24 protein-coding genes are annotated in these 26,723 nt (G+C 64.4%); 3 read left to right on the plus strand and 21 right to left on the minus strand.

From position 1 onward, the window contains the following. Positions 1-158: 158 nt before the first annotated feature. From I6F24_RS33600 to I6F24_RS33655, 12 genes are all read right to left on the minus strand, one after another. A complete protein-coding gene (locus I6F24_RS33600; RefSeq protein WP_036025029.1) occupies positions 159-2,483 on the minus strand; it encodes a mechanosensitive ion channel domain-containing protein in 2,325 nt (774 codons plus the stop codon). Positions 2,484-3,251: 768 nt separating this feature from the next. After that, positions 3,252-4,289 (minus strand): patatin-like phospholipase family protein, encoded by a 1,038-nt coding sequence (locus I6F24_RS33605; RefSeq protein ID WP_036025026.1) that lies wholly within the window; start codon positions 4,287-4,289, stop codon positions 3,252-3,254. Next, a complete protein-coding gene (locus I6F24_RS33610; protein ID WP_074448137.1) occupies positions 4,286-5,215 on the minus strand; it encodes a polyphosphate kinase 2 family protein in 930 nt (309 codons plus the stop codon). Before I6F24_RS33610 ends, I6F24_RS33605 begins: the two co-directional genes overlap by 4 nt. After that, positions 5,175-6,194 (minus strand): branched-chain amino acid ABC transporter permease, encoded by a 1,020-nt coding sequence (locus tag I6F24_RS33615; protein WP_036025024.1) that lies wholly within the window; start codon positions 6,192-6,194, stop codon positions 5,175-5,177. The genes I6F24_RS33610 and I6F24_RS33615 overlap by 41 nt, the downstream gene beginning before the upstream one ends. Beyond that, the gene (locus tag I6F24_RS33620; RefSeq protein ID WP_036025021.1) at positions 6,191-7,072 is read right to left on the minus strand and encodes a branched-chain amino acid ABC transporter permease; all 882 of its coding nucleotides are present in this window, start codon (positions 7,070-7,072) and stop codon (positions 6,191-6,193) included. Before I6F24_RS33620 ends, I6F24_RS33615 begins: the two co-directional genes overlap by 4 nt. Before the next feature lie 5 nt (positions 7,073-7,077). Further along, a complete protein-coding gene (locus I6F24_RS33625; RefSeq protein WP_036025019.1) occupies positions 7,078-7,782 on the minus strand; it encodes an ABC transporter ATP-binding protein in 705 nt (234 codons plus the stop codon). 3 nt (positions 7,783-7,785) lie between these two features. Beyond that, the gene (locus tag I6F24_RS33630) at positions 7,786-8,553 is read right to left on the minus strand and encodes an ABC transporter ATP-binding protein (protein ID WP_036037489.1); all 768 of its coding nucleotides are present in this window, start codon (positions 8,551-8,553) and stop codon (positions 7,786-7,788) included. Positions 8,554-8,565: 12 nt separating this feature from the next. Beyond that, positions 8,566-9,888, minus strand: coding sequence for an ABC transporter substrate-binding protein (locus tag I6F24_RS33635; protein WP_036006653.1), 1,323 nt, complete (start codon positions 9,886-9,888; stop codon positions 8,566-8,568). 93 nt (positions 9,889-9,981) lie between these two features. Further along, positions 9,982-10,686: an NUDIX hydrolase gene (locus tag I6F24_RS33640; RefSeq protein ID WP_225150314.1), complete on the minus strand. Its 705-nt coding sequence runs from the start codon at positions 10,684-10,686 to the stop codon at positions 9,982-9,984. Positions 10,687-10,714: 28 nt separating this feature from the next. Next, positions 10,715-11,740 (minus strand): ABC transporter substrate-binding protein, encoded by a 1,026-nt coding sequence (locus I6F24_RS33645; protein WP_036037483.1) that lies wholly within the window; start codon positions 11,738-11,740, stop codon positions 10,715-10,717. Positions 11,741-11,892: 152 nt separating this feature from the next. Then, positions 11,893-12,681, minus strand: a complete 789-nt coding sequence (locus tag I6F24_RS33650) for an ABC transporter permease (RefSeq protein ID WP_036006641.1) — start codon at positions 12,679-12,681, stop codon at positions 11,893-11,895. After that, positions 12,681-13,499, minus strand: coding sequence for an ABC transporter ATP-binding protein (locus tag I6F24_RS33655; RefSeq protein ID WP_225150312.1), 819 nt, complete (start codon positions 13,497-13,499; stop codon positions 12,681-12,683). The genes I6F24_RS33650 and I6F24_RS33655 overlap by 1 nt, the downstream gene beginning before the upstream one ends. A gap of 278 nt (positions 13,500-13,777) precedes the next feature. On the opposite strand from I6F24_RS33655, the gene I6F24_RS33660 reads away from it, so the two are divergent. Together I6F24_RS33660 and I6F24_RS33665 are read left to right on the plus strand one after the other, a co-directional pair. Further along, entirely contained in the window at positions 13,778-14,560 is a 783-nt protein-coding gene (locus I6F24_RS33660; RefSeq protein ID WP_109144921.1) for an ABC transporter ATP-binding protein, read from the plus strand. Continuing rightward, positions 14,557-16,113, plus strand: coding sequence for an ABC transporter permease/substrate-binding protein (locus I6F24_RS33665; protein WP_225150310.1), 1,557 nt, complete (start codon positions 14,557-14,559; stop codon positions 16,111-16,113). The genes I6F24_RS33660 and I6F24_RS33665 overlap by 4 nt, the downstream gene beginning before the upstream one ends. A gap of 70 nt (positions 16,114-16,183) precedes the next feature. On the opposite strand, the gene I6F24_RS33670 is transcribed toward I6F24_RS33665, so the two are convergent. Further along, entirely contained in the window at positions 16,184-17,896 is a 1,713-nt protein-coding gene (locus tag I6F24_RS33670; protein ID WP_225127745.1) for a sulfatase-like hydrolase/transferase, read from the minus strand. Between the two features lie 210 nt (positions 17,897-18,106). Continuing rightward, positions 18,107-18,760: a TetR/AcrR family transcriptional regulator gene (locus tag I6F24_RS33675; protein WP_036025007.1), complete on the minus strand. Its 654-nt coding sequence runs from the start codon at positions 18,758-18,760 to the stop codon at positions 18,107-18,109. Positions 18,761-18,865: 105 nt separating this feature from the next. Between I6F24_RS33675 and I6F24_RS33680 the strand changes: the two genes are divergently transcribed. After that, a complete protein-coding gene (locus tag I6F24_RS33680; protein WP_074448135.1) occupies positions 18,866-19,486 on the plus strand; it encodes a hypothetical protein in 621 nt (206 codons plus the stop codon). A gap of 226 nt (positions 19,487-19,712) precedes the next feature. Here I6F24_RS33680 and ilvC read toward each other — a convergent pair whose 3' ends face one another. From ilvC to I6F24_RS33715, 7 genes are all read right to left on the minus strand, one after another. Next, positions 19,713-20,732 (minus strand): ketol-acid reductoisomerase, encoded by a 1,020-nt coding sequence (gene ilvC / locus I6F24_RS33685; RefSeq protein WP_036006621.1) that lies wholly within the window; start codon positions 20,730-20,732, stop codon positions 19,713-19,715. A gap of 133 nt (positions 20,733-20,865) precedes the next feature. Further along, entirely contained in the window at positions 20,866-21,468 is a 603-nt protein-coding gene (locus I6F24_RS33690; RefSeq protein WP_036006650.1) for a LysE family translocator, read from the minus strand. A gap of 8 nt (positions 21,469-21,476) precedes the next feature. Beyond that, complete coding sequence (locus I6F24_RS33695) at positions 21,477-22,352, minus strand: EamA family transporter (protein ID WP_036025003.1); 876 nt, start codon at positions 22,350-22,352, stop codon at positions 21,477-21,479. A gap of 49 nt (positions 22,353-22,401) precedes the next feature. Next, positions 22,402-23,097, minus strand: a complete 696-nt coding sequence (locus I6F24_RS33700; protein ID WP_036006616.1) for a class I SAM-dependent methyltransferase — start codon at positions 23,095-23,097, stop codon at positions 22,402-22,404. Between the two features lie 3 nt (positions 23,098-23,100). Then, positions 23,101-23,643 carry an acetolactate synthase small subunit gene (gene ilvN / locus I6F24_RS33705; protein WP_018640841.1) on the minus strand — a complete coding sequence of 181 codons (543 nt, stop codon included), beginning with the start codon at positions 23,641-23,643 and terminating at the stop codon, positions 23,101-23,103. A 22-nt stretch (positions 23,644-23,665) separates the two neighbouring features. Then, the gene (locus I6F24_RS33710; protein ID WP_036006612.1) at positions 23,666-24,637 is read right to left on the minus strand and encodes a threonine dehydratase; all 972 of its coding nucleotides are present in this window, start codon (positions 24,635-24,637) and stop codon (positions 23,666-23,668) included. A 4-nt stretch (positions 24,638-24,641) separates the two neighbouring features. Next, entirely contained in the window at positions 24,642-26,417 is a 1,776-nt protein-coding gene (locus tag I6F24_RS33715) for an acetolactate synthase 3 large subunit (RefSeq protein WP_057026351.1), read from the minus strand. Positions 26,418-26,723: the final 306 nt, after the last annotated feature.

The raw sequence follows: 26,723 nt of genomic DNA on the forward strand, positions 1-26,723 counted from the left end.
GCGTTCAATCGAGATCAAGGAGACTCCGGCCGCGATCGTGATCTCGCACCGCAGCAGATTTTGCAAACGCCTGGCACTTGCGCGCGAAAAGGTTTAACGCGCCAACCGGGGCGCGCGTTGGCGGACCCAAATAAAGGCAGGCCGGAATTTGGGACTGCTTATCCCGCCGCCCGCCGGGGCGTCAGATTGGCAGCGCTGTCCGCCGGCGGCGCGATGTGCATCAGGATGGTCTGCACCGGCGATGCGACCTCGATCCCGTTCTGCTGGAAGCGCAGCTTCATGCGGCGGTTGAATTCGCGCTGGACCGGCCAGCGGCCGGCCTCGGTGCAGCGGATCTGCCCGACGATCGACACCATCGCGCCATCGACTTTGTCGACGCCCCACAGCTCGAGGTCGCCGCGGATGAGCGCGCGGAAGTCCGCTTCACGGCGCATCTCATCGACGATGTCCTTGAGGATCTGGCCGGCGCGGTCGGTGTCTTCCTTGTAGGCGACGTTGACGCTGACCGAAGCATTGCCGGCGCCGCGGCTGGCATTGGTGATGGTCGTGACTGCGCTGAACGGCACGATGTGCACGGCGCCGTCGCCCGCGCGCAGACGGATGGTGCGGATCGAGACGTTCTCGACGACGCCCGACAACCCCGACACGCTGACGCTGTCGCCGACCTGCACCGTATTCTCCAGCAGCAGGAACAGGCCGGTGATGAGATCCTGCACCAGCTTCTGCGAGCCGAAGCCGATCGCAATGCCGACGATGCCGGCGCCCGCCAGCAGCGGCGCGACGTTGACGCCGATCTCGCTGAGCGCGGTGAGGCCGACGATTGTCGCGATCAGGCAGAGCAGCCCTGTGCGCAGCATCGGCTGGAAGGTGCGCAACCGCGCGGCGCGGGCATAGTGCCCGTCCCGCGACAGCGTATTGATCTGGCGGTCTAGGAGCGCATTGCTGGCTTCCCAGATCGCCGCGGCGATGAGCACGGCAAGGCCAATGGTCACCACGGCCGAGATCAGCCGGCTGCCGATCTGGCCGCCATAGAACCAGACGATCGCGTCCACGCCCCAGACCTCGAGCACCGCCACGAAACCGATGAAGGCGATCACGCCGGATACGATCCTGCGGAGCAGCGGCAGATAGCGGTTGGCACGGATCTCGAGGCCGGGAAAGCGCTGGAGGATCTCCGGCTTGATGCGGAAACCGCGATCGATCAGGCTCAGCGTCAGCATGATGACGACACGTGCGACCAGCGCCACTGCGATGGTGCCGACGAAATATTGCAGCAGCAGCGAATAGCCGTTGCGGATGTTGAGCGCCCACACCGCCCAGAGCGCGAGGTCGAGCGCGATGGCAAGATAGTGCCAGCCGCCGGCGACGCGGTTGCGCAAACGAGCCGCGATCCCCTGCCGCTCGGCCGGGGCGCGGATGGCATCGGCGACCTGGCGGCGGCATTGCAGGACGATGACGGCGATGAAGAGGTGCACGACCAGCATCACCATGCGCAGCAGCGCGGCGTAGCCGGCGCGGTGCAGGCCGAGCAGCAGCGCCACATTGGCAAAGGCGATGCCGGAGACGCCGACGCCGACGATGCGGCGTGCCCAGATCTCGACATAGGCGGCGGTCTCCGCGCGCACCGGAAACAAGCCGAACGGCCCCGCCAGCGCCCGGACCAGGCAGATGAGCCCGCGCGAGAACGCATAGGCGTTGACGACGGCGAGGATCACGAGGCGGACGGTTGTCGGTTCTCCAATCTCCGTCCCGAGCAGCGCGGTGGCGACGCCGACGAAGACGAGCACGGGAAGCAGCTCGAGCACGAAACGGCCGAACACGAAGGGCAGGCGCAGCATGATCTGCCAGACCCGCGCAAGGCTGTGACGTCGCTCCTGCATTTCAGGTGCAGGCGTAACGTCGGCGACTGACGATGGCGGATCGGCAAGCGGCAACGCGGGTGCCGGCAGGCGCGCGGTTTGCGGCACGCGTCCCTCCAGGAACGCGACCGGCCGGCGGATCAGGCGGAAGATCACCCATTCGGCCAAGAGGGCGCAGCCGAGCACCAGCGCAAGCTTCCAGGCGATCTCGAGCAGAAGATTGTAAGCCGCGGGATCGTTCGCGGTGCGCACGATCCAGTAGTAGAACGCCGGAAAGTGCGTGAGCGTCCGCGCGATGCCGGCGATCTCACGCGAGATTTCGCCGATCTCCTCCGAGACCGTCAGCATGAGCTGCGCACCGAGGCCGTCGGCCGAAAGCGGGATCGGCGAATTCGGCTGCGGCGCGGCCTGTTGCGAACCAGACGCGTTGGCGATTGCACGGAGCGTATCGATCATCTGCGCGCGCTTCTTGTCGTCCTGAAGCGTGTCCAACGCACGCTTCGCCTCGTCAGGCGATAGCGCCGCGGCACCGTTCGCGGACGGCGCATCGGCGCGGGCGCAGGAGAGAGAAGAGATTGCAAGGAAAAGAGCGGCGAGAAGCGCCGGGACAAGCTTTTGCGACACGCAGATTCCCTGGAAAAGTGAATGTGCTCGCAGGTAGCGTGGCCGTCACCGCCGAAGCACATCCGTCATGTCGGATCGGCGCTATTCGCCCCCAGCCTGTGTCGGAAGTTGGCCTTTGGGACGACATTCTCTTGGCATTTGCCGCAATGCAGGATCGGGAGCTGATGTCTCCGTCAGTGCGCGCAAAGACCCGTTTGCGGATCAACCAGCAGGATTGAGACGAGCGGGGTGTCAAAAAAAATTGGTGCGGCGGCCTTCACGGCCATCCGACACGATCAAAATACAGCGCCGGGAAGGTAGGGGCTTTGCCTCACTGATGCAGCCCGCTAAACCTTGTCCCGGCGTGCCGTTCGCGGTTTCCGCCGCTATGCGATAGTCCGAACGAGCTCCATCGCAATTAACGCGGCTGGATTTGCGGAGGTGGTGTCATAGACCTCCCCTTGCTCATGAGGTGGACGTTGCGCGTCGCTTGTTTGCGACCGCTATGATGCTCCTCCTGCGTCGCAAAACTGTCAAGCGGGATCAATGATCTGACGATCACATTTGACGATCCGAGTTCCGCCGTGCAAATCGCTTCCGCGCGAAGTGAGGGATTTCCGAAGGCAGCCGGCATGGTGACATCATGCCCCTGTTTTGCCCGACGATGCAAACGAATTTCGTGAAATCCGCATCGCGGATGATGGGAGCCGATAAGCCATTGATTCCGCTATGCCCAGCTACTGTGCATGGGGTTGTTTTCGCACTTTTGGTCGATGGCCACCCGGCCAACTAGAGAAACATCTCCGCCAGGTCGACCGTCGAGGCCTTTCCGATCTGGTCGAAGTTTCGCGCCAGCCAGTTGCGCGCCGCCGCGCGGCCCTCATCGCGCAGGCGGCACAACAGGCTCCATTCGGGGTGGAACTGCGTGGCCGTGCCGAGCTGCGACATCAGCGCGTCGTTGCCGATCCAATGCATGTACATGCGGCTATGCTTGTTGCTGTCGAGCTCGCCGTCGTCGATCAGCCGGGTGGCGAAAGCGATCGCGCGCATCTCGCGCATCAAGGACGAATTGAAGCTGATCTCGTTGATGCGGTGGAGGACATCGGCGGCACTGGCCGGCAGCTCGTCGCGCCGGATCGCCGTCACCTGCACGATGACGACGTCGTGGCTGCCCTTGCGGTAGATCAACGGATAGATCGCGGGATTGCCGAGATAGCCGCCGTCCCAGTAATGCTCGCCATCGATCTCGACAGCCTGAAAATAGGGCGGCAGGCATGCCGAGGCGAGCACGGTGTCCGCCGTGAGCAGCGGGCTCTGAAACACCTTGATCTTGCCGGTGCGGACGTTGGTGGCGTTCAGAAACAGCTGCGGCGCCTCGGGCGAGGAATTGAGCCGGTCGAAATCGATCACGCGCTGCAGCAGCGCGCGGAGCGGATTGAAATGAAAGGGATTGAGCAGGTTCGGCGGCAGCGTATGCGTCAGCGTATGGATGAAGGCATGGACCGGATGATATTCCGGCGGCAGCTTCAGGGCCTGGATCCACTGGTTCAGCGGCGACATCAGATCGTACGCCATATCCATGCGCGAGACTTCGTACCAGAATGCGTGCAGGCTCTCCCGCGCGGCCTCCGCGCCTCCGTGCGCCATGCCCGAGGCCATCGCCACCGCATTCATCGCGCCGGCACTGGTCGCGCTGATCGCCTCGATCGCGAGCCTGCCGTCCTCGAGCACCTGGTCGAGCACGCCCCACACGAAGGCGCCGTGCGCACCGCCGCCCTGGAGCGCGAAGTTGACGTTCTTGCAGTTCGTGGTCCCGCCGGCTGTCACTTTGCTTGCCTCTTGCCTCCCGTGCCTTCTTTCTCCAGCGCCTTGCGCACCTGCTTGAACTCCTCCAGCGAGGCCTTGTCGGCACGGGGGAAGCGCAGGTCGAGCTTTTCCAGCTCGGCATTGATCACCGAGCCGATCACGACGCGGGCGAACCATTTGTGGTCGGCGGGCACGACATACCAGGGCGCATGGGACGTCGCCGTGTGCCGGACGATGTCCTGGTAGACCGCCTGGTAGCGCGGCCACAGCGCGCGCTCCCTGATGTCGTCCATGGAGAACTTCCACTGCTTGGCCGGATCGTCCAGCCGCGCGAGGAAACGCTCGCGCTGTTCTTCCTTGGACAGGTTGAGAAAGAACTTCAGCACCACGGTGCCGTTGCGGCAGAGATAGCGCTCGAAGGCGGAGATGTCCTCGAACCGCTCCTTCCAGATGTTCTTGGTGACGAGCCTTGGCGGCAGCTTCTGCTTGGCGAGAATCTCCGGGTGTACGCGCGTCACCAGGCATTCCTCGTAATGCGAGCGGTTGAAGATGCCGATATGGCCGCGCTCGGGCAGCGCGACTGCATGACGCCAGAGGAAGTCGTGGTCGAGCTCCTTGCTGCTCGGCGCCTTGAAGGCCGTGACCTCGCAGCCCTGCGGATTGATGCCCTCGAAGATCGCCTTGATCGCAGAATCCTTGCCGCCGGCGTCCATCGCCTGGAATACGATCAGGAGCGACCAGCGGTCCTGCGCGTAGAGCTTCTCCTGAAACGCGATCAGCCGCTTCTTGTTGGCATCGAGGATCGCGAGCGCCTTCTCCTTGTCGAGATCGCCCCTCTCGTCGGATTTGTGGTCCTTGAGGTGAAACTTGCCCGAGCCATCGTAGCGAAACGGCGTGATGTAGCGGTCAAGCTCCTGGGCGAGCGACTTGGACGGCTTTTTGCTCATGAGCGCGGGGCACCTTGCGTTGCAACTTCAATCGGTCGAGCAAGCTACCAAGGATGCCCTTGGGAAGGAATATGATGAAAAGCACGAGCAGCACGCCGTAGACGAGATTATCCCAGCCGACCGCCTTGGTGCCGAAACCGATGCGCAGCGTTTCCGCCAGCAGGATGGTGATGATGGCGCCGACGGTCGGACCTAGCGAGACGAACAGCCCGCCGACGATCGCGGCGAACACCATCTGCAGCGAGACTGCGATGCCGCTGACCGTGTCGGGCGTGATGAACATCTGGTACTGGCAGTAGATCGCGCCCGCCAGCGCCGTCATCAGCGCGCTGAGCAGCGTGATCTTCAGCTTCTCGGCGGTGACGTCGACGCCGGCCGCGGCGGCGGCATCCTCGTCCTCGGAGATCGCCTCCAGCGCATAACGCGCCATGCTGCGGTCGACCCAGTGCCAGACCACGATGCCGAACAGCCAGACCGCAAGCGCGATCAGGTACCAGGTGGTCTTGTCGTCGAATTGCAGCGCCAGCAGCCTGTTGCCGGACGCGCGGTTCGGGGTATAGCCGAGCGAGCCGCCGGTATAGTCGCGCGTCGCGGTGATGACCTGGAGCACGATGCCTGACAGCGCCAGCGTCACCAGCACGAAATAATGCCCGGTGATACGAAAGCGAAAGCAGGGATAGCCGACGATCATCGCCAGCGCACCGGCCGCCGCCATGCTGATGGGAATGCCGATCCAGGGCGACAATCCTGCGTGATTCCACAACAGCGCGGTAACGTAAGCGCCGATCCCCATGAAGCCGCCATGGCCGAGCGACACGAGGCCGAACCTCCCCATCATCGACCAGGACGTATAGGCGAACGACCAGATCAGGATCAGCACCAGGATGTGCAGATGATAGGGATCGCGATAGACGAAGGGCAGCGCGACCAGCGCCGCCAGCCCCACGCCCCATGCAGCAAGCCGCCCCTGCCCCATCATCGGCGCCTCGCAAGCAGGCCCGCGGGCCGGATGAACATCATGACGATGAAGAACGCGAAGGCCAGCACATAGCCCCATTCGAGGTCGGAGAACAGGCCCCCGAGCGAGATGATCTCGGCGAACACGAAGGCGGCGATGAAGCCGCCGATGAAATTGCCGAGGCCGCCGAGCACGCAGATCAGGAAGGTGATTGGCCCGAAGGACAGACCGACGAAGGGATGCACGTCGTATTGCAGCACCAAGAGGCAGGCGGCGAGGCCGGCGAGCGCGCCGCCGAGCGCCGACGTGATCAAGTAGATCCGCTTGGTGTCGACGCCCATCAGCGCCATGATCTGGCGGTCCTGTGAGATGGCGCGGATCGCAGTGCCGGTGAAGGTGCGCGTCATGAACAGATAGACCGCGACCATGCCGACCAGCGCGGCGGCGAACGAAAGCAGTCGTGCGTAGCTGAAATTCATGTCGCCGAAGGCGAGCACCGGCAGGCGGATGCCGAGATTTCGGAAGTCGATGCCGAAGGCAACGGTGGCAAAGCTCTGCAGCACGAACAGCACCCCGCCGGTCGCGAGCAGCTGATTGATCGGTGGCGCGGTCAGCAGCGGCGCAATGACGAGGTAGTGCAGCGCCGCACCAAGCACGGCGACCAGCATGATAGTGAGCGGGGCAGCGACGAAATAGCTGACGCCGTAATACTGCACCATGAAATACATGCCGTACATGCCGATCATGACGAGCTCGGCGTAGCAGATCCAGGTCACGTCGATGACGCCGAAGATCAGGTTGAGCCCGAGCGCAAGCAGCGCCAGCACGCCGCCGAGCAAGATGCCGTTGATGACGGCCTCCAGCAGGTAGATGTCGAATACGTCCAGGAACGCCTGCATGCCCCTCACACCCCGAGATAAGCTTCCTTGACCGTGTCGCTCGCCAGCATCTCGGCCGAGGTGCCGGACGCGCGGATCGTGCCCGCCTCGATCAGATAGGCGCGATCGACCACCTTCAGCACCTGCTGCACGTTCTGCTCGACGATCAGCACCGTCAGCCCGCTGGCGCGGATCCGCTTCACCAGCTCGAACACCTGCTGCACCACCACCGGCGCGAGCCCCGCCGAGGGTTCGTCGAGCAGCAACAGTTTCGGATTGGACATCATCGCGCGGCCGATGGCGCACATCTGCTGCTCGCCGCCGGACATGGTTCCGGCCATCTGGTGACGGCGTTCCTTCAGGCGGGGGAACAGGTCGAACACCACCTCCAGCCGCTCGGCGTAGTGGTCCCGCGCCTCCTTCATGAAGGCACCCATCTTGAGATTGTCGTCGACCGTGAGCTGCGGAAACAGCCGCCGGTTCTCCGGCACATGCGCAATGCCGAGGCTGACGATCTTGTGCGACGGTGTCGCGACGAGGTCGACGCCCTCCATCCTGATCGATCCGCGCGAGGGACGGATCAGGCCGGAGATGACGCGCATCAGGGTGGTCTTGCCGGCACCGTTCGGGCCGATCACGCCGACGGCTTCGCCGGCCTTCACGTCGAGGTTGACGTCGAACAGCGCCTGGAAGGTGCCATAGCCGGCATTGAGGCCGCGAAGCTCCAGCATCACCTAGCCCCCTGCGCGGCGGCGCGCTTCGGCGGCCGCGGCCTGCGTGGTCTCGGCGTCGGTGCCGAGATAGACCTCGATGACGCGCGGATCGCCCGCGACCGCGCTCGGCAGGCCTTCCGAGATCTTCTCGCCGTGATCGAGCACCATGACGCGGTCGACCACGCGCATCAGGACGCCCATGATGTGCTCGACCCAGATGATGGTGATGCCGAGCTCGTCGCGGATGTTGCGCAGCATGTCCGCAGCCTGGTCCATCTCGGCCTCGTCGAGACCGCCGAGGCTCTCGTCGGCGAGCAATAGCTTTGGCGCGGTGGCGAGCGCCTTCGCCAGCTCCAGCTTCTTCAGCCCCGCTGCGCCAAGCCCATCGACACTAGCATGGCGATCGGTCGGCAGGCCGACCATCGCCAGCGACCGCTCGGCCGCCTCCTCCGCCTTGGCGCGGCTGTGGCGGCCCTGGCCGTAGAAGCCGGCAAGCGCGACGTTCTCGAAAATGCTGAGGCGGCGGAACGGCCGCGGGATCTGGAAGGTCCGCCCGATGCCGCTGTTGATGATCCGGTGCGGCGCAAGGCCCGCAATCTCGTGCCCGGCGAACAGGATCGATCCGGAGGTCGGCGCCAGCGTGCCGGACAGCATGTTGAAGATCGTGCTCTTGCCCGAGCCGTTGGGACCGATCAGGCCGAGGATCTCACCCTGATCGACCCGGAACGAGACGTTGTTCACGGCGGTGAAGCCGCCAAACCGCTTCACCAATCCGCTGACTTCCAACACCGCAGAACCCCGCTATTGGTTGCTATAGGTGGTGCCCTTGGGCAGCGGCAGCACGGCCTCGCGCTGCGCTTGGCTCTTGGGCCACACCACATAGGACTTGTCGTCGACGTATTGGATCACGACCGGGAACGAGCGCTCGTTCTGGCCGGCCATTGGCGAACCCTCGCCGTGGAATTTGACGCCGAAGCCGAGCATGGTGCCGCCTTCGGGTATGTCGGTGTCCAGTGCTGCCTTGCGCAGGGAGTCGGGATCTACGCCGCCATACTTCTTGATCGCTCGCGGCAGCACGTCGTTCAGGAACAAATAGGTGTTGGACGCAGCCATGCCGACATGGGCCGAACGGATGGCGACACCCGGCTTGCGCTTGTCGAACTCCTCGCCGACCGCCTTGATGATCGGCGGCAGCTTCGGATCCATGCTCTTCTGGTTGGCGAGCCAGATCGAGATCGGATCGGTGTTGAAGACATAGTTTACGTCGGCGCCCAGGCCTTCCTTCAGCTTCTCATAGACCCCGTAGCCGGCGCCATGTCCTACCAGTGCGCCGAACTTCAGCCCTTGTTCGCGGGCTTGCCGGAGCAACAGGGTGATGTCGGGATTATAGCCGGTATGGAACACCACATCCGGCTTGGCCCGCTTCAGCTTGGTGACCAACGCAGACAGATCCGGGGCCGTCGCCGAATAGCCCTCTCTGAGCACGATGTTGAAACCGGCCTTCTTGGCACCGGCCTCGTTGCCTTTGGCAACGTCGACGCCGTAGGCGCCGTCCTCGTGGATGATGGCGACCCGCAGGTCCTTCGGGTCCTTGCCCAGCTTTTCCTTCGCATTCTGCGCGATGAAGTCCATCGTCATCATGCCGAACTGGTCGCCGGAGGCCTGCGGGCGAAACACGTATTTGTAGTTCTTGTTCTCCAGCACCGCCGACGAAATGCAGGTCGTGATCCACATGAACTTCTTCAGCTGCTCGACCCGCGCTGCCACTGGCACGCATTGCGCCGAGGAGAAGAAGCCGAGCAGCATGTCGACCTTTTCCTGCTCGATCAAACGGATCGCTTCATTGATGGCGATATCCGGTTTGCTCTGAGCATCGGCATAGATCGCCTCGATCTTGTAGCCTTCGACGTCTTTCGCGCTGTACTGATCCAGCATGATCCTTGCGCCGGTATATTGCAGCTCCGAACCGCCGCCGGCGAGCGGGCCGGTCAGATCGTAGATGACGCCGATCTTGAGCTTTTTCTCTTGAGCCTTGTCTTGGGCCGCGGCAGACACCGCCAAGCCCGTCGCTGATATCGCGACCAACAGCCCACGTACCAAGCGGGCAGCCATGCGCAGGCGCATCAAAACCTCCCTGGACGATTTGTGCATTGCATTCTTGGTGCAATTCTTCGGCCCATCACATGGGCTGCGCGCGGCGATGTCAAGCCTCGCGCATCAGCGCGCTGCGAACTGCTGCTCGACGAAGGCCGTGACAAATCGCGGCATGGACGGCCTGAGATCGCTGGTCCCGCGCACGAGATGAATGGCGGACAGCTCCGGCTCGATCTCGCGCGCAAGGTTGGCTTCGATCCTGGCGCGGGCCGCATCGCCCGGCATGTCCAGGTTGATGACCTGCAACATTGCGATCGTGGGGCCGGTAACCACGCAATGCCAGCCGGGCTGGATCCGATAATCGGCCGCGGTCAGGCCGGTCTCCTCGCCGACCTCGCGGACGACGCTGCCGGGAATGTCGAGCGCGCCGTCCCTGACATCGTCGAGATCCGGCGTTCCCGAGGGGAAATAAATGCGGCCCGCATTGGCGGTGTGGGGCGCCATCTCGCCCATGATGAAGGCGCCGTCGGAGGCGCGCAGCGCGCCCATGCCGAAGCCGTTGAACACGGCCTTGTCGGGAAAGCCCCAGTCGCGCCAGGCGAGGAAGCTTGCGAAATCCGTCTCGAAATAGGTCGCCGTCAGGTGACCGTCGTTGAACACGGCGTCACGCCCGAGCAGGACGCGGCCGTTCCAGATTTTCGGCCGCTCGCGCTGCTTCTCGGCGAAATGCGCCGCGATCTCGGCGCGCCGTTCCTCGGCGAACGGCCACACGATCGGCCGCACCGCAAGATCGAGCGTCGCGACGCGATGTATGACCGGTGACGTCATGACGCCTGATACCACGCCATGGCGTCGGCTATTTGGCGCTCCCCGTTGTCTTCTTGGCCTGCTCGACGAATTTGTTGGTGAAGGTCTTGCTGACGTCGATCTTGGCGTTCGCCACCTCGGGCGAGCCGACGCTGAACACTGCAAGCACGGCGTCGGCGCCCTTCGGGTCCATCTTGCCGGTCTCGGAATACATCGGGATCGTATTCTTCAGTGCGGCAAGATAGAGGTCCTTGTTCTTGCCGACGGTTTGCTCGGGCATCTTCGCCATGATCTCCTCCGGCGTATGCGAATGGATCCAGGCGAGCGTGGCGAGGATCGCATTGGTGAGCGCCTGCGCCTCCTTCTCATGGCCGTTGATCCAGGCCACGGTCGAATACAGCGCGCCGCCCGGATATTCGCCGCCGAACGTCTCCAGCGTATCCTTCTGGGTACGGGTGTCCGAGAGGATACGCAGATCCTTGTGGCTGCCCTGCAGCACGGTCACGGACGGATCGAGCATCACTGCCGCGTCGATCTGGCCCTGCTCCATTGCGGCCACCGCAGTGGCGCCGAGGCCCACCCCGATCACGGCGACGCTGGTGGGATCGAGCCCGTTCTTCTTGAGCATGTATTTCAGGAAGAAGTCGGTGGAGGAGCCGGGCGCACTGACGCCGACCTTCTTGCCGGCGAGATCCTTGACCGACTTGATGTCGTTGGTGCGCGAGGGCGCGACCACCAGGACGAGGCCGGGATAGCGGTCATAGACCACGAAGGATTGCAGCTCCTGCTTCTTGGCGGCGAGATTGACGCAATGGTCGAAATAGCCGGAGACCACGTCGGCGCTGCCGCCGAGCACGGCTTTGAGCGCATCCGAGCCGCCCTTGAGGTCGACGAGCTCGACACTGACGCCGGCCTTCTCGTATTCGCCGAGCTGCTTGGCCAATACCGTCGGCAGATAGCACAGGCAGGAGCCGCCGCCGACCGCGATGGTGACCTTGCTTTGCGCCGCGGCAAGCGAGGTGGTGAGCGTCAGCGCGAGCAGTGCGCCGGCGAGCCTGGCAATCGTGTTCTTCATTGGTTTCCTCCGTTCGGCCGGCGGCACCATAGAGCAGCGGGCCTGGCTTGAGAAGCTCCGCCTGAGCGGGCTGGCCATCAGCCCCTCGGCGCAGCTAGTACGCCCAACACACGTCCGCGATCGCATCGACGCGATCAAAATAGACCTGCTTCCTACCCCCGCCCGTCCGACGCGGCCGGCCGCCACACCAGGAGGCGCCGCTCCACCAAGGTGACGCCGAAATCGATCAGGATGACGAAGGCCGACAGCACGAACATGCCGGCGAACACGCCGGCGACATCGAAGATGCCCTCGGCCTGCTGGATCAGATAGCCGAGCCCGGCCGCCGATCCCAGATATTCGCCGACCACCGCGCCGACCACGGCGAAGCCGACGGAGGTATGAAGCGACGAGAACATCCACGACAGCGCCGACGGCCAATAGACATGCTGCATCAGCTGCCGCTCGCTCATGCCGAGCATGCGGCCATTGTCGAGCACGGTCCGGCTGACCTCTTTGACGCCCTGATAGACGTTGAAGAAGACAATGAAGAACACCAGGGTGACGCCGAGCGCGACCTTGGACCAGATGCCGAGCCCGAGCCACAGCGCGAAGATCGGCGCCAGCACGACACGCGGCAGGGCGTTGACCATCTTCACATAGGGGTCGAACACCGCGGCGACCAGCGGCTGGCGCGCGAACCAGAAGCCGACCAGGACGCCGCCAAGCGATCCGATCACGAAGGCGAGGATTGATTCCGCGAGCGTGATGCCGAGGTGCTTCCAGATCACGCCGGAGGCGAACCATTTCACGATCTGGCTGAACACGTCCAACGGGTTGGAAAAGAAGAACGGCGGCAGCAGGATCTTGCCGAACACGGGAACGGTCGACAGCACCTGCCACAGCACCAAGCCGACGACAGCGACCAGGATCTGCAGCGCAAACAGCGTCGTGCGCGACATCAGACCACCTCCGCCGCCTGAGTGGACTGTGCGTACCCCTTCATCACCTCATCCTTCAGCACGCTCCAGATCTCGCGATGGAGCGCATGGAATTCCTTGTCGAGGCGCACCTCGAAAATGTCGCGCGGGCGGGCCAGGCCGACGCGCCAGTCACCGATGATGCGCGAGGACGGCCCCGCCGACATGATCACGACGCGGTCGGCGAGCGCGATGGCCTCTTCGAGATCGTGGGTGACGAACAGCACGGCCTTGCGGTCGGCACTCCACAGATCGAGCAGCAGATTGCCCATGACCTGGCGCGTCTGCGCATCGAGCGGCCCGAACGGCTCATCCATCAACAGGATCTTCGGATCGCGGATCAGCACCTGCGCCAGCGCCACGCGCTTGCGCTGGCCGCCCGAAAGCATGTGCGGATAGCGGTTCGCGAAGGCGCCGAGGCCGACGGCGGTCAACCATTTCTGCGCCTGCGACAAGGCTTCAGCGCGCGGCGTGCCCTTGACCTCGAGTCCGATCGCGACATTGTCGAGCGCAGTCATCCAGGGGAACAGCGCATCAGCCTGGAACAAATAGCCGGCATCCCGATTCAGCCCCGCCAATGGCTGGTCGAAAATCCTGACGCTGCCCGCGGCGGGCTTGAGCAGGCCCGCCGCGACGTTGAGCAGCGTCGATTTTCCGCACCCTGTGGGCCCGACAATGGCGACAAACTCGCCCTGTGCCACCGCGAGATGGGCCTTCTCCACCGCCGTATAGACCCGGCCGTCCCCCAGCCGGAACGCAACCTTGGCATCTTCCAGCGCCACTGCCGTGGGCGTCGTCATGTGCTTCCTCCAACTCAGGCCGATGCCTTAGCCGCTCGTGCGGCCAAGTTCAATCAAGCCGCCAAGCGTGCTACGCATGGGGACTTGCCGTGCTCTCACCCTCCCCTGGAGGGGGAGGGTCGGTGCGCATGAAGCGAAGCGGAATGCGAACCGGGGTGGGGTGACGGTTTCTCCGCGTCGAATACTGCCCGCGTCGACAGATCACCCCACCCCGCTCGCGCTGCGCGCGATCGACCCTCCCCCTCGGGGAGGGTAAGAGAAAAGAGAGCTCTCCCACGATGTCTTCCAAGCTGGCGATCAGCTACCAGCACGTCACCAAGCGCTTCGGCTCCCTTGCAGCCGTCGATAACGTGTCGCTCGACATCGCGGCGGGCGAGTTTGTGGCGATCGTCGGCGGCTCGGGCTCGGGCAAGACCACGCTGCTGCGGCTCGCCAACCGGCTGATCGAGGCCGATAGCGGCACCATCACCGTCGAAGGCGAGGACGTGCAGAATGTCGATCCGGTCGCGCTTCGGCGCCGGGTCGGCTACGTCTTCCAGAGCGGCGGGCTGTTTCCGCATCTGAGCGTCGCCGACAATATCGGCATCACGCCGAAGCTGCTCGGCGAGCCGGCTGCGGCCGTTGCGGGCCGCGTGGACGAGCTGCTGGAGCTGGTGCAGCTCGACCGCGCAACGCATCGCGACCGGCTGCCCGAGGCGCTCTCCGGCGGCGAGCGCCAGCGCGTCGGCGTGGCGCGGGCGCTCGCGGCAAGGCCCCGCATCGTGCTTATGGACGAGCCGTTCGGCGCGCTCGATCCCCTCACCCGCGATGCGCTCGGCGACGACTATCGCGCGCTGCACCGCAAGCTCGGCCTGACCACCGTGATGATCACCCATGACATGACCGAGGCGATCCTGCTCGCCGACCGCATCGCGGTGATGCGCGGGGGACGATTGCTCGCGCAGGGTACGGCTGCGGAGCTCTCGAGCAGCAGCGACGATTACGTGCTCGAACTGTTGCGTACCCCGCGGCGCCAGGTCGAGCGACTGAATGCGTTGCTGCCGGTGGGCGGTGCGGCATGAGCCTCTTCACCGATCCGCGCTGGGGCGAGGCGCTGTCGCATCTGCCGGACTACCTCGGCAATCATGTGCGGGTGAGCCTCGCCGCCCTCGCGCTTGGCCTCGCCGTGAGCTTGCCGCTGGCGATCTTGACGCGCAATCGTCCGGCGCCACGCAGCATCCTGCTCGCGTTGGCCAGCATCGTGCAGACCGTACCCGGGCTGGCGCTGCTCGCGCTGTTCTATCCGCTGCTGCTGCTGGCTGCATCCGTCACGCTGGCCTGGTTCGGAATATCCTTTTCGGCGTTTGGCTTCCTGCCGGCGATGCTGGCGCTGGCGCTCTATTCGATGCTGCCGGTGCTGCGCAACGGCATCACCGGCCTCAACGGCATCGATCCCGCGCTGATCGAGGCTGCCGAGGGCGTCGGCATGACCGCGCGGCAATCGTTGCTGATCGTCGAGCTGCCGCTCGCGCTGCCGGTGATGATGGCCGGCATCCGCACCGCGGCGGTGTGGGTGATCGGCACCGCGACGCTGTCGACGCCGATCGGGCAAACCAGCCTCGGCAATTACATTTTTGCCGGCCTCCAGACCCAGAACTGGGTGTTCGTGCTGTTTGGCTGCGTGGCTTCCGCCCTGCTCGCGCTTGCGGTCGACCAGCTGCTCGGCCTGATCGAGAACGGCCTGCGCCGCCGCAGCCGCGTGCGCAGCGGCCTCGGGGCGCTCGGAATCGCGGCGCTAGTCGCAGCAACGCTGGTGCCGACCATGGGGCGCTCGTCGTCAGGCTACGTGGTCGGCGCCAAGACCTTCGCCGAACAATATGTCCTGTCGGCGTTGATGAGGGACCGCCTCCAGGCGGCGGGCCTCGCGGCGACCGCGCGCTCCGGCCTCGGCTCCAGCGTGATCTTCGGGGCGCTGAAGGCCGGCGACATCGATCTCTATGTCGACTATTCCGGTACGCTCTGGGCCAACCAGCTGCATCGCACCGACATCAAGCCGCGCGCAGAACTGGTGGCGGAGTTGAAGACGGCGCTCGCCAAGGACAACATTATCCTGCTCGGCGAGCTCGGCTTCGAGAACGCCTATGCGCTGGTGATGCCAAGACGACGCGCCGATGCGCTCGGCATCCGAACCGTCGCAGATCTCGCCGCACATTCGGCCACGCTGTCGATTGCCGGCGACTACGAGTTTTTCTCACGCCCCGAATGGGCTGCCCTGCAGAAGGCCTATGGGCTGCAGTTCCGCGCCCAGCGCCAGATGCAACCGGACTTCATGTATGCGGCCGTCGCCAGCGGCGAGGTCGACGTCATCGCCGGCTACACCAGCGACGGCTTGATCGCCAAATACGAGCTCACGGAGCTCGACGACCCCAAACGCGCGATCCCGCCCTATGACGCCATCCTGCTGCTTGCGCCGAAGCGCGCCGGAGACGAGCGACTGCAGGCGGCGCTCAAGCCATTGCTCGGCAAGATCGACATCGCCACCATGCGCGAGGCGAACCTGCGCGCCAGCGGCAATGATGCGAATTCATCGCCCGATGCTGTGGCGAAGTGGTTGTGGGAGAAGATCAAACAGTAGGTCCGCCGCCGCTTGATGAGCACCTCAGGGGTGACGGTCGAAGAGTTGCGTCCGCGATCCAAGCGAGAGGCTACAGCCCCCGGATCATCCCCGCGTCGATCAGCAGCCGGTTCAGCCGCCGCGCCTCGGCGCCATCCTTGCAGCCGTAAAAGATGCCTTTGCAGCGGAGCATGATCTCCTTCTGCTCGGCAAAGGACGGGTCGAGCGGGATGCCGGCGGCTTCCTGAACCACCAGCGGCAGATAGGGACCGTCAATCGTGTCCATCACGGCCTGGCTTCCGACCGGTTCGAAATTGATGGCGTCGATGGCATAATAGGTCGCGTAGAGGCGCGGATCGTAGGCGTCGAGCTTCTTGCCGATGGCGCCCTCGTCGAGCCCGGGCTCGAGGATGGCAGCCGCAAACTCCGGCTGATGATCGCCGTAGCGCACGATCAGGAATGGCTCGCCGGGAAAGGTCTTCTTCAAACCGGCAACGAACGCCTTGTACTGTTCGGCGCTCATAGTCTGGCGGCGCAGATATTCATCGATGGACGGCACATTGCCCGGCGCGCGCCAATTCGGCAGCAGATCGGGACGGAAGCGGGTCTCCCAGGGGAAGTGGTTGGCACCGAGATAGATGAAGGCGAACAGCGGCTTGTTCGGCGGCTGCTGGCCGATCAGCTGAAGCGCCTTGTCGTAGAAGAAGCTGTCGGGCTCGACACCCTTGGCGCCCAGATCCTTGGAATCGAGGAAGCGCTCGATTCCCGTCGTCATCTGGAAGCTGCGCGCGCCCATGAAGCCGCCATGGGCGGGATAGAGCGACAGCGTGTCATAGCCGCAGCGGCGCAGCGCCAGCGGCAGGCCGCGCTCGACCCGGTTCGAGGCGATGCGCGTGACGAAATAGGCGAAGCGGCCGAATGAACGCGAGGAAAGCCCTGCGAGCACGTTATACTCGGTGAACCAGCTCGGCCCGCCATTGCTCTCGGCGAGGAACGTGCGCTGCTTGCCGTCCCACGATTTGAAATAGTCGCCATAGCGCGGCGGCACCTTGATGCCCTGGGCGGCGCGGATGTCGAAGCTCGATTCATCATGGATCATGATGATGTTGGGCCGGCGGCCAGCCGGGTGGCAGGCATCGACCAGCGGCATGTTGAGCCGCTCGCCGGTCGAAGCAGACGCCTCCATGAAGCCGTATTGCGCAAAATCGGAGACGGCCGTGACGCCCGAGCGGAAGAATTTCGAGAGATAGCCGTCGTCGTAATAGCCGCGCCAGGCCTCGTCCGGGTGATAGAGCGAATAGCAGACCAGGGCGGCAAGGCAGGCGAGCTTGCAGGCGAGCGCCGGCAGGCGGCGGATGCGGAACGGATCGAGCCACCACAGCGCATACATCAGCGGCAGCGTGACCAGACCGGCCAGGATCACCGACCAGCGTAAGTTCGGGAAGATCGTGAACAGGAACGCGACGGAGTCGCGGTCGATCATCATCAGGTCGATGAAGTTGACCGTCATCTGCACGACGTCGTGCTTGAGCCGCGACAGCAGCACCAGCACGACCACCATGGTCAGCGACAGCGCACCCGACAGCGCGGGGCGACGCAGCAGCGTGATCCAGAAGAAGTTGAGGATGCCCCAGGCCAGCGCGAAGGACAGGCGCGAGCCGAAATCGGTCTCGGTCTCGTACATCAGGGCGAGTGCCGCCAGATGCGGCGCTGCAACCGCGAGCAGCCGCCAGATGCCGAGCGCGGCGACGCTCGCCAGCACGGCCGTCGTGGCAGAAGGACCTGGATTGGGCGCGGACGCCATCGACGACACGCAACTTCTGGTCCGGCGCGGTGATGCCAAGCCTGGCTGGCCGACCCAAAAACAGCCAGGGCGTCCGGAGCAGCCGGAAGCCTGCACCGTGTCATAAAACTGTAACGGAATGATCAAGGAGAGGCAACGCGCGGCGCGGTCCGACCTTCGCTTAATGTTAGCGGGCTGCGCCGTACGGCATCGACCAGAGCCGCTGGCCCGCTAGGGCTTTGCGATACCTGCGATGAACAGGTCGATCACCCCCTCCGCCATCCGCTCGATCTCGCCCTCCCCGACGCCCCAGCGCGGGAAATGGCCGTCGAGATTCATCCGAGCGAAACCGTAGACGAGGGCGCGCCCGGCGACCTGGATACGCTTGAGGTCGGCCGACCGCAGCAGGCCTTGCTCTGCCGCGTCGACCAGCATCTGCTCCGTTAGCGCGATCAGCTCGGCGTTGTCTCGTGTCAGGTCCGGCGAGCTGCCATGGGCAAAATAGCGCCCGGTCGAGATGATCTCGAAATGCGCGGGATTGCGCATGGCCCAACGCAAATAGGCGAGACCGAAGGCGCGGAAGCGGGCGAGCGGGTCGGCGGCCGGAGCCTCGCGCAGCGCCGCATCGATCTCGGCGCGAAAGCGCCGCTGCGCCTCCTCGGCCGCGGCCGCCATGAGCGCATCGCGGTTGGGAAAGTGTCGGAACGGCGCCCCCGGCGACACCGCGGCCCGGCGCGCGGCCTCCCGCACCGAGACTTCGGCGCCTTCCGCTGCGAGTTGCAGCGCAGCATCGATCAACACGCGGCGGAGGTCGCCGTGATGGTACGGCCGGGCTTCGGTGGCAGGGCGGCGGGCGCGCGGCTTGGACGGCTGATGGACAGGCATGGATCTTTCTAGCCTCACCCGAACGTGAATGTAAGCAATGATTACACCGTTGACGGCGCCTTCAACGCCAAATGTAATCGATGATTACATAGAGAGGAGATCGCCATGTCCGAACGTCGAAGCTGGCTCGAAGGCTGGCGCCTGCTGGCCGTTCTCTGCGTGAGCCTCGTCGCACTCAGCCTATGGATCGCCTCGATGCGGCAGTTCGAGGTCGAGGGCGTTCGGATGGTGATCCGCTTCACGGCGCGAAGCTCGCTCCTGTTGTTCTGCCTCGCGTTCAGCGCCGCGGCGCTGGCGCGGCTGTGGCCCAATGCCTGGACGCGCTGGCAGAAGCGCAACCGCCGCTATCTGGGCCTTAGCTTCGCGGCCTCCCACGCCATCCACGCGGTGGCGATCATGACGTTTGCCGGGATGGATCCGGCCGGATTTGCCGAGGCCACCTCGGCAGCCTCCTACGTCTTCGGCGGCATCGGCTACGGCTTCATCATCGCAATGGGCGCGACATCGTTCGACCGCACCGCCGCACTGATCGGCCCGCGCGCCTGGCGGGCCCTGCACCTTGTGGGCGGCTATTACCTCTGGCTCCAGTTCATGGTCTCGTTCGGCAAGCGCGTGCCGACGATGCCGCTCTATGCCGCCTTCCTGCTTCCGCTGCTCATCGTGCTGGCGCTGCGCATGATTGCGATGGCCTGCGATCCGCGTGGGCAGACCGTCCCGGCGAGCTGATGCGACGCCGTATTTGGCAGCAGCCGAGCCGCTCAACTGCGCTTCAGGCCGCGGAAAGAATGAGCGAGCGATGTCTCGCCGAGACGAAAAGAGCGAGACCGCTGTTTGCGATCTCGCTCGACCATAGCCGCCAAGGTCCAAGATTTGGCTTGGCGAGCGAAGCTTGAATTTCGCTCGTCATTCCGGGGCGCGCGCTGAGCGCGAACCCGGAATGACGGCGCAGACGTCAGTTCTTGCTCTTGTCGACCAGCGCGCCCTTCTTGATCCAGGGCATCATGTCGCGCAGCTTCGCGCCGACTTCCTCGATCGGGTGCTCGGCGAGCTTGGCACGGGTCGCCTTGAACGAGGTCTGGTTGACCTTGTTCTCGAGCATCCAGTCGCGGGCGAACTTACCGCCCTGGATGTCGGCCAGAACCTTGCGCATCTCCTTCTTGGTCTCGTCGGTGATGATGCGCGGGCCGGTGACGTACTCGCCGTACTCGGCGGTGTTGGAGATCGAGTAGTTCATGTTGGCGATGCCGCCTTCATAGATCAGGTCGACGATCAGCTTCACTTCGTGCAGGCACTCGAAGTAGGCCATCTCCGGCGCGTAGCCGGCTTCGACCAGGGTCTCGTAGCCGCCCTTGATCAGCTCGACCAGGCCGCCGCACAGCACGACCTGCTCGCCGAACAGGTCGGTCTCGCACTCTTCCTTGAACGTGGTCTCGATGATGCCGGCGCGGCCGCCGCCGATCGCGGAGGCGTAGGACAGGCCAAGGTCATGGGCATTGCCCGAGACGTCCTTCGCAATTGCGATCAGGCAGGGCACGCCGCCGCCGCGCTGATATTCCGAGCGCACAGTGTGGCCGGGGCCCTTCGGCGCGATCATCAGCACGTCGAGGTCGGCACGCGGATCGAGCAGGTTGAAGTGAACGTTGAGGCCGTGCGCGAACACCAGGGCAGCGCCCTTCTTCATGTTGTCGTGCAAGTGCTCGCGGTAGATGTCGCCCTGGAGCTCGTCCGGGGTCAGCATCATGACGAGGTCGGCCCATTTGGCAGCTTCCGCAACTTCCAGCACCTTGAAGCCGGCGGCTTCCGCCTTCTTCGCCGAAGCCGAACCCTTGCGCAGCGCAATGGCGACTTCCTTTACGCCGGAATCCTTCAGGTTGAGCGCATGGGCGTGACCCTGGCTGCCGTAGCCGACGATGGCGACCTTCTTGCCCTTGATCAGGTTCAGGTCGGCGTCGCGATCGTAATAAACACGCATAGGTCGTTTCCTCGTTCAGGGCCGAAATCGGCCAATGGTCAGTGTCCGAAGGGTGAAATTTGCGGATTTCGGGGGCTGTCTAGAGCATTTTCAGCCCTGAGGGAAACCCGTTTCTGCATGGAAATCCGCGACATCATGCATCCATGAAAACGGGGTAGAGGGAGGCCAGCAGCAGGATCGCCATCAGGATGTTGAAGGCGCGGACCAGCCGCTCGGAAGTCAGAACCGGCCGCAATGCGGTACCGAATAGCGCCCAGACTACCGTCGAGACCGTGCCGACGACGAGGCTGATCACGGTCTGAATGGCGATGTTGAGCGGGAATTGGGCGATCGCCGCATAGGCAGTGATGGTGCCGATCACGATCACCCAACCCTTGGCATTGATCCACTGGAACATGGCCGCGCCCCAGAAGGTCATGGGGCCGCGGCCATTCTCCTCGCCCGGCTTGGCCGGACCGGCCATGGCGATCACAGCGGCGAGATAGATCAGATAGGCGGCACCGGCATATTTCAGGATGGTCTGGAGGATCGGATAGGCCAGGAACACGGAGCCGAGCCCGAGGCCGACCGCGGCGACCATGAAGGCGAAACCGAGCACGATGCCGACGATGTGCGGGATGGTGCGCCGGAAGCCGTAGGTCAGGCCGGAGGACAGCAGCATGATGTTGTTCGGCCCGGGCGTGAAATACATCACGACCATGAAGACGAGGAAGGCGTAGAGCAGCGAGTAGGTCATCATCACCCTCACGCAGTCTTCGGTAGAACTTGCGGGCGCTTCGCCAGCACCATCACGGCGATCCCAAAGATCACGGTCAGCATGCCGGCGAGGCGCAGCGGCCCGAACCGTTCGCCGAACACGATGCTGGAGGCCGCCGAGCCCACGAACGGCACCAGCAGTGCGAACGGCACCACTTGTGCAGCCGGATAGTCGCGCAAGAGGCGGCCCCATAGCCAATAGGCGATGCTGGTGGAAATGCCGCCGAGCATCAGCATGCAGAGCGCCGATGTGAGCGACATGTGCGTCAGCGACGTCCAGGTCGGCGCCGGACCGTTGGCGATCAGCGCCAGCACGAACAGCGGCACGGCCGAGGCGAGGCAGAGCCAGGCGAAGAGATCGAACATCGGCACGCCGCGGGCACCGCGCAGCAACAGATTGCCGATGGCGAAGCTGAGCGGCGAGACCATCAGAACCGCGAAGGCGCCGACGCTGAAATCATAGCCGACGGTGCCGCAGATCATCAAAAGGCCCGCCGCGGCAACGACGATCCCCAGGGTCTGCACCGGCGTCGGCCGCTCACCGAACGCGAGCACGGCAAAGCCGATCGTGAACAGCGCCTGGCTCTGCACCACGACGGAGGTCAAACCCACCGGCACGCCGTGGGCGATACCGTAAGCCTGAGACAGGAACTGGCCGAGGAACAGCGTGAAGCTGATCGCGATCAGCAGTGACCAGGCGACCTTCGGCTTGGAAATGAACAGGCACGGCACCGCGGCGATGGTGAAGCGCAACGCCGTCATCAGCTCCGGCGACAGCTCGTCGAGCGCGATCCGGCTCGCCACGAAGGCAAGCCCCCAGATGATCGCCACCATGACGGCGATGAGGATGTCGGCCGGCTTCATTGTTGTTTCCGGTTCTGCTTTGTCTCGCAGCCCTGTTTGTTGTTCTGGTCTAGCCTTGCTCGCCGGCTTTCGGTTTCCGCAGCAGATACGTGCCGTGCATCGGCGCGTGGTAGTCGGCCGCGACCAGGGTGAAGCCGACGTCGGTCAGCATCCGCTCCATCACCCAGCCGAAGGTGGAATATTCATCGCGCATGTGAGTCACCACGCCCTCGCGGGAGAAATCGTGGTTCTTGATCTGGAAGTCGGCCCATTGCTCGACGTCACGCTCGATCGCGTCGGGCATCGATGAGTAAACGATGTCGCGGAGATAAAATGTCGCCCCGGGCTTGAGGGCGCGAAAAATCCGCGACATCGCCACCGCCTTCCAGAAATCCGGCAGGTGGTGCAGCGTGAACTCGCTGACGATGAGATCGTAGGATTCCGGCCGGTAGGCGAAGCTGAGCAGGCCGGCGGATTGGGTGCGCACGGGCGCCTTGCGGTCGCGGGCGTAGATCTCGGCGAGCGCCAGCATGGCCGGGGAAATGTCGATGGCGTCGACGTCGGCCCCCATCAACGCCGCTTCGGTGGCGAGCACGCCGTTGCCGCAGCCGATATCGGCGATGCGCCAGCCGCGCTGGACCCCGAGCATCTTCAGCGCGGCGCGCGCGCGCAGATCGGCATCGTCATGGTTGTCGTAGATCGAGGCCACAGCGGGCTCGATCCCCATCCGGTTCCGCTCGTTGTAGTACCAGTCGCGCGCCAACATGGCTCACATCCCTTCAGGCCCGCGACCTATCGCGGCAACACCCGTGCGCGACACCTCGACGAGGCCGAGCGGGCGCATCAGATCGATATATTGATTGATCTTGTCCGTATTGCCTGTGATCTCGAACACAAAGCTCTCGGTGGTGGCGTCGATCACACGGGCGCGGAACGCGTCCGCCAGCCTGAGCGCCTCGACCCGATGCTCGCCCTGCCCGCGCACCTTGACCATCGCCAACTCGCGCTCGATCGAGCGCTTGGTCTGGGTCATGTCGACGACCTGGTACACCGGGATCATGCGGTCGAGCTGGTTCTTGATCTGCGCGATCACCATCGGCGTGCCCGTGGTGACGATGGTGATGCGCGACAGGTGCTTCTGGGCCTCGGTCTCCGAGACCGTGAGGCTCTCGATGTTGTAGCCGCGCCCCGAGAACAGGCCGATGACGCGCGCGAGCACGCCTGGCTCGTTCTGCACGAGCACCGCAAGCGTATGCGTCTCGTTGGGATCGTGACGGTCCTCGATGAAATAGGCGGATGCGGGCTGGTTCATTGTCGTCCCCTCTGTCTCTCCGTCACGCCGTCGCCGGCGCATCCGTCCCGACCCAACGGCGGAACAGATCGAAATCGATATTGCCGCCGGACAGCACGAGACCGACGCGCTTGCCCTTCAGCTTGCTCTTTTCCTGCAGCGCCGCCGCCAGCGCGGCAGCACCGGCGCCTTCGGCGAGATTGTGCGTGTCAGTCCAATAGGCGCGGATCGCGAGCGCGATCTCATCGTCCGTAACCTGGACGATGCGCGAGGCGCCCTTGCAAACAAGCGCAACAGCTTCCGCGTCCGGAAAGCGTGTCGCCACGCCATCGGCCAGCGTATCACTGGTCTCGGTCGTTACGACCTTGCCGGCCGCGAACGAAAGTGCATATGACGGCGCCTCGGTCGATTGCACACCGATGATCTCCGTCTTCAGGCCCAGCAAGTCGCGCACCAGGATGCAGGCGCTGATACCGGAGCCCTGCCCGATCGGAACGTAGAGCACGTCGAGATCGGGCACCGCGCGGAACAGTTCCAGTGCGTAGGTCGCCACCCCCAGCACGAGGTCAGGGTGGAACGACGGCACCATGTGCAGGCCTTCGAACTGCGCGCGGCGCCCGGCTTCTTCGCGCGCCAGCTGGAAATCGTCGCCGTGCTCGACCAGATCGGCGCCGAACGCGCGCATGGCATGGTTCTTCTCAACCGAATTGCCTTTTGGCACATAGATCACGGCGGGCACGCCGTGACGCCGCGCCGCGAAAGCAAGACTCTGGCCATGATTGCCGCGGGTGGCCGAGATGATGCCCGGCACGTTCGGCCGCTCTCGCTTCAGCCGATCGAGATAGACCAGGCCGCCACGCACCTTGAAGGCGCCGGTCGGCGTGTGGTTCTCGTGCTTGACCACGACCGCGGTGCCGAGCCGGCGGCTGAGCAACGGCCAAGCATGCGCCGGCGTCGCCGGCACCGCCTGCCCCACGATCGCATGTGCGCGCTCGAGTTCGTTCAGGTCGAACATGGCGTCACACCAACGCCTTGCCGCCGGCGAATGCCTTCGCAGTCGCCTCGTCGTTGGCCTGCTCCGGCAGCAGCATCTCGTTGTGGGCCTTGCCGGAGGGGATCATCGGGAAGCAGTTTTCGAGCGCCGCGACGCGGCAGTCGAACAGCACCGGGCGCTTGACCGAGATCATCTCCTTGATGGCGCCATCGAGATCGGCCGGCTTGTGCACCTGAAGCCCGACGGCGCCGTAGGCCTCCGCGAGCTTGACGAAATCCGGCAGCGCTTCGGAATAGGAATGCGACAACCGGTTGCCGTGCAACAGCTGCTGCCACTGGCGCACCATGCCCATGTACTGGTTGTTCAGGATGAAGATCTTGATCGGCAGCTCGTACTGAACCGCCGTCGACATCTCCTGCATCGTCATCTGCACCGAGGCATCGCCGGCAATGTCGATGACGAGGCTGTCGGGATGGGCCACCTGAACGCCGACCGCGGCCGGCAGGCCGTAGCCCATGGTGCCGAGACCGCCCGAGGTCATCCAGCGATGCGGCTCCTCGAAGCCGTAGAACTGCGCCGCCCACATCTGATGCTGGCCGACCTCGGTCGTGATGTAGGTATCCTTGCCGCGCGTCTGCTCGAACAAGGCCTGGATCGCGTGTTGCGGCAGGATGACGTCGCTGCTCTTCTTGTAATAGAGCGAGTTGCGGGCGCGCCATTGCGCAATCTGCTGCCACCACGACTTGATGTCGGGCTTCTTCGCCTCCGCCTTGAACACCTGGAGGATGTCGCCGAGGACGTTGCCGCAATCGCCGATGATCGGCACGTCGACGCGGATGTTCTTGTTGATCGAGGACGGATCGATGTCGATGTGGATCTTCTTCGAGCCGGGCGAAAACGCATCGACGCGGCCGGTGATGCGGTCGTCGAAGCGCGCGCCGACGCACAGCATGACGTCGCAATCATGCATGGTCATGTTGGCCTCATAGGTGCCGTGCATGCCGAGCATGCCGAGCCAGTTCTTGCCCGACGCCGGATAGGCGCCGAGGCCCATCAGCGTCGAGGTGATCGGGAAGCCGGTGACCTCAACCAGCTCGCGCAACAGCTGGGTCGCCTCGGAGCCGGAATTGATGACGCCGCCGCCGCTGTAGATCACGGGACGCTTGGCGTTCGCGAGCAGCGAGACCGCCTTGCGGATCTGCGTCGCATCGCCCTTCACGCGCGGCGCGTAAGAGCGGTGCACGTCGGACTTGCGCGGGGGATGGTAGGTGCCGGTGGCGAACTGCACGTCCTTGGGAACGTCGACCAGCACCGGGCCCGGACGGCCCGAGGTGGCGACGTAGAAGGCCTCATGCAGCACCTTGGCGAGATCGTTGACGTCGCGCACCAGCCAATTGTGCTTGGTGCAGGGACGCGTGATACCGACGGTGTCGCATTCCTGGAACGCGTCGTTGCCGATCAGATGCGTCGGCACCTGGCCGGAGATACAGACCAGCGGAATGGAGTCCATCAGCGCATCCGTCAGCGGCGTCACCATGTTGGTGGCGCCGGGGCCGGAGGTCACGAGCGCAACGCCCGGCTTGCCGGTGGAACGCGCATAGCCCTCGGCGGCATGGCCCGCGCCCTGTTCGTGGCGGACCAGGATGTGCTGGACCTCGCTCTGCTGGAAGATCTCGTCATAGATCGGAAGCACCGCGCCGCCGGGATAGCCGAAAATGTCGGTCACGCCGTGATCGATGAGTGCGCGGACGATCATCGCGGCGCCGGTCATCTGGTTCGGATCGTGGCTCTTGTCGCTCATTGGCTTGCTCCGGATGCGCTGTTGTCAGCGGCTTCATTCGTGTCGGGTTCGGGAAATAAAAAAGGCCCCGAAGAGGGCCCATGCACACCGCCTGTCATGTGGATGGCAGCTAGCCACCCCCGGCGGTGTGCCTGGGTACGACGGCGATAAGGAGTTTGGTAATAATGTTACGCATGGCGGCGCTCGGCTTCCCAAAGGTTGCGCGAAACATAGCGGCCAAACCTTGGATGTCAAGGCAATGCGGCCGTTCCCGCGCGATTTCGGCAGTGTAGCGGTGTTCCCCGGGTTCGGCGAGAGGTAAATTCG

It is taken from the genome of Bradyrhizobium sp. BRP23 (assembly GCF_020194135.1).
GTDB lineage: Bacteria > Pseudomonadota > Alphaproteobacteria > Rhizobiales > Xanthobacteraceae > Bradyrhizobium > Bradyrhizobium yuanmingense.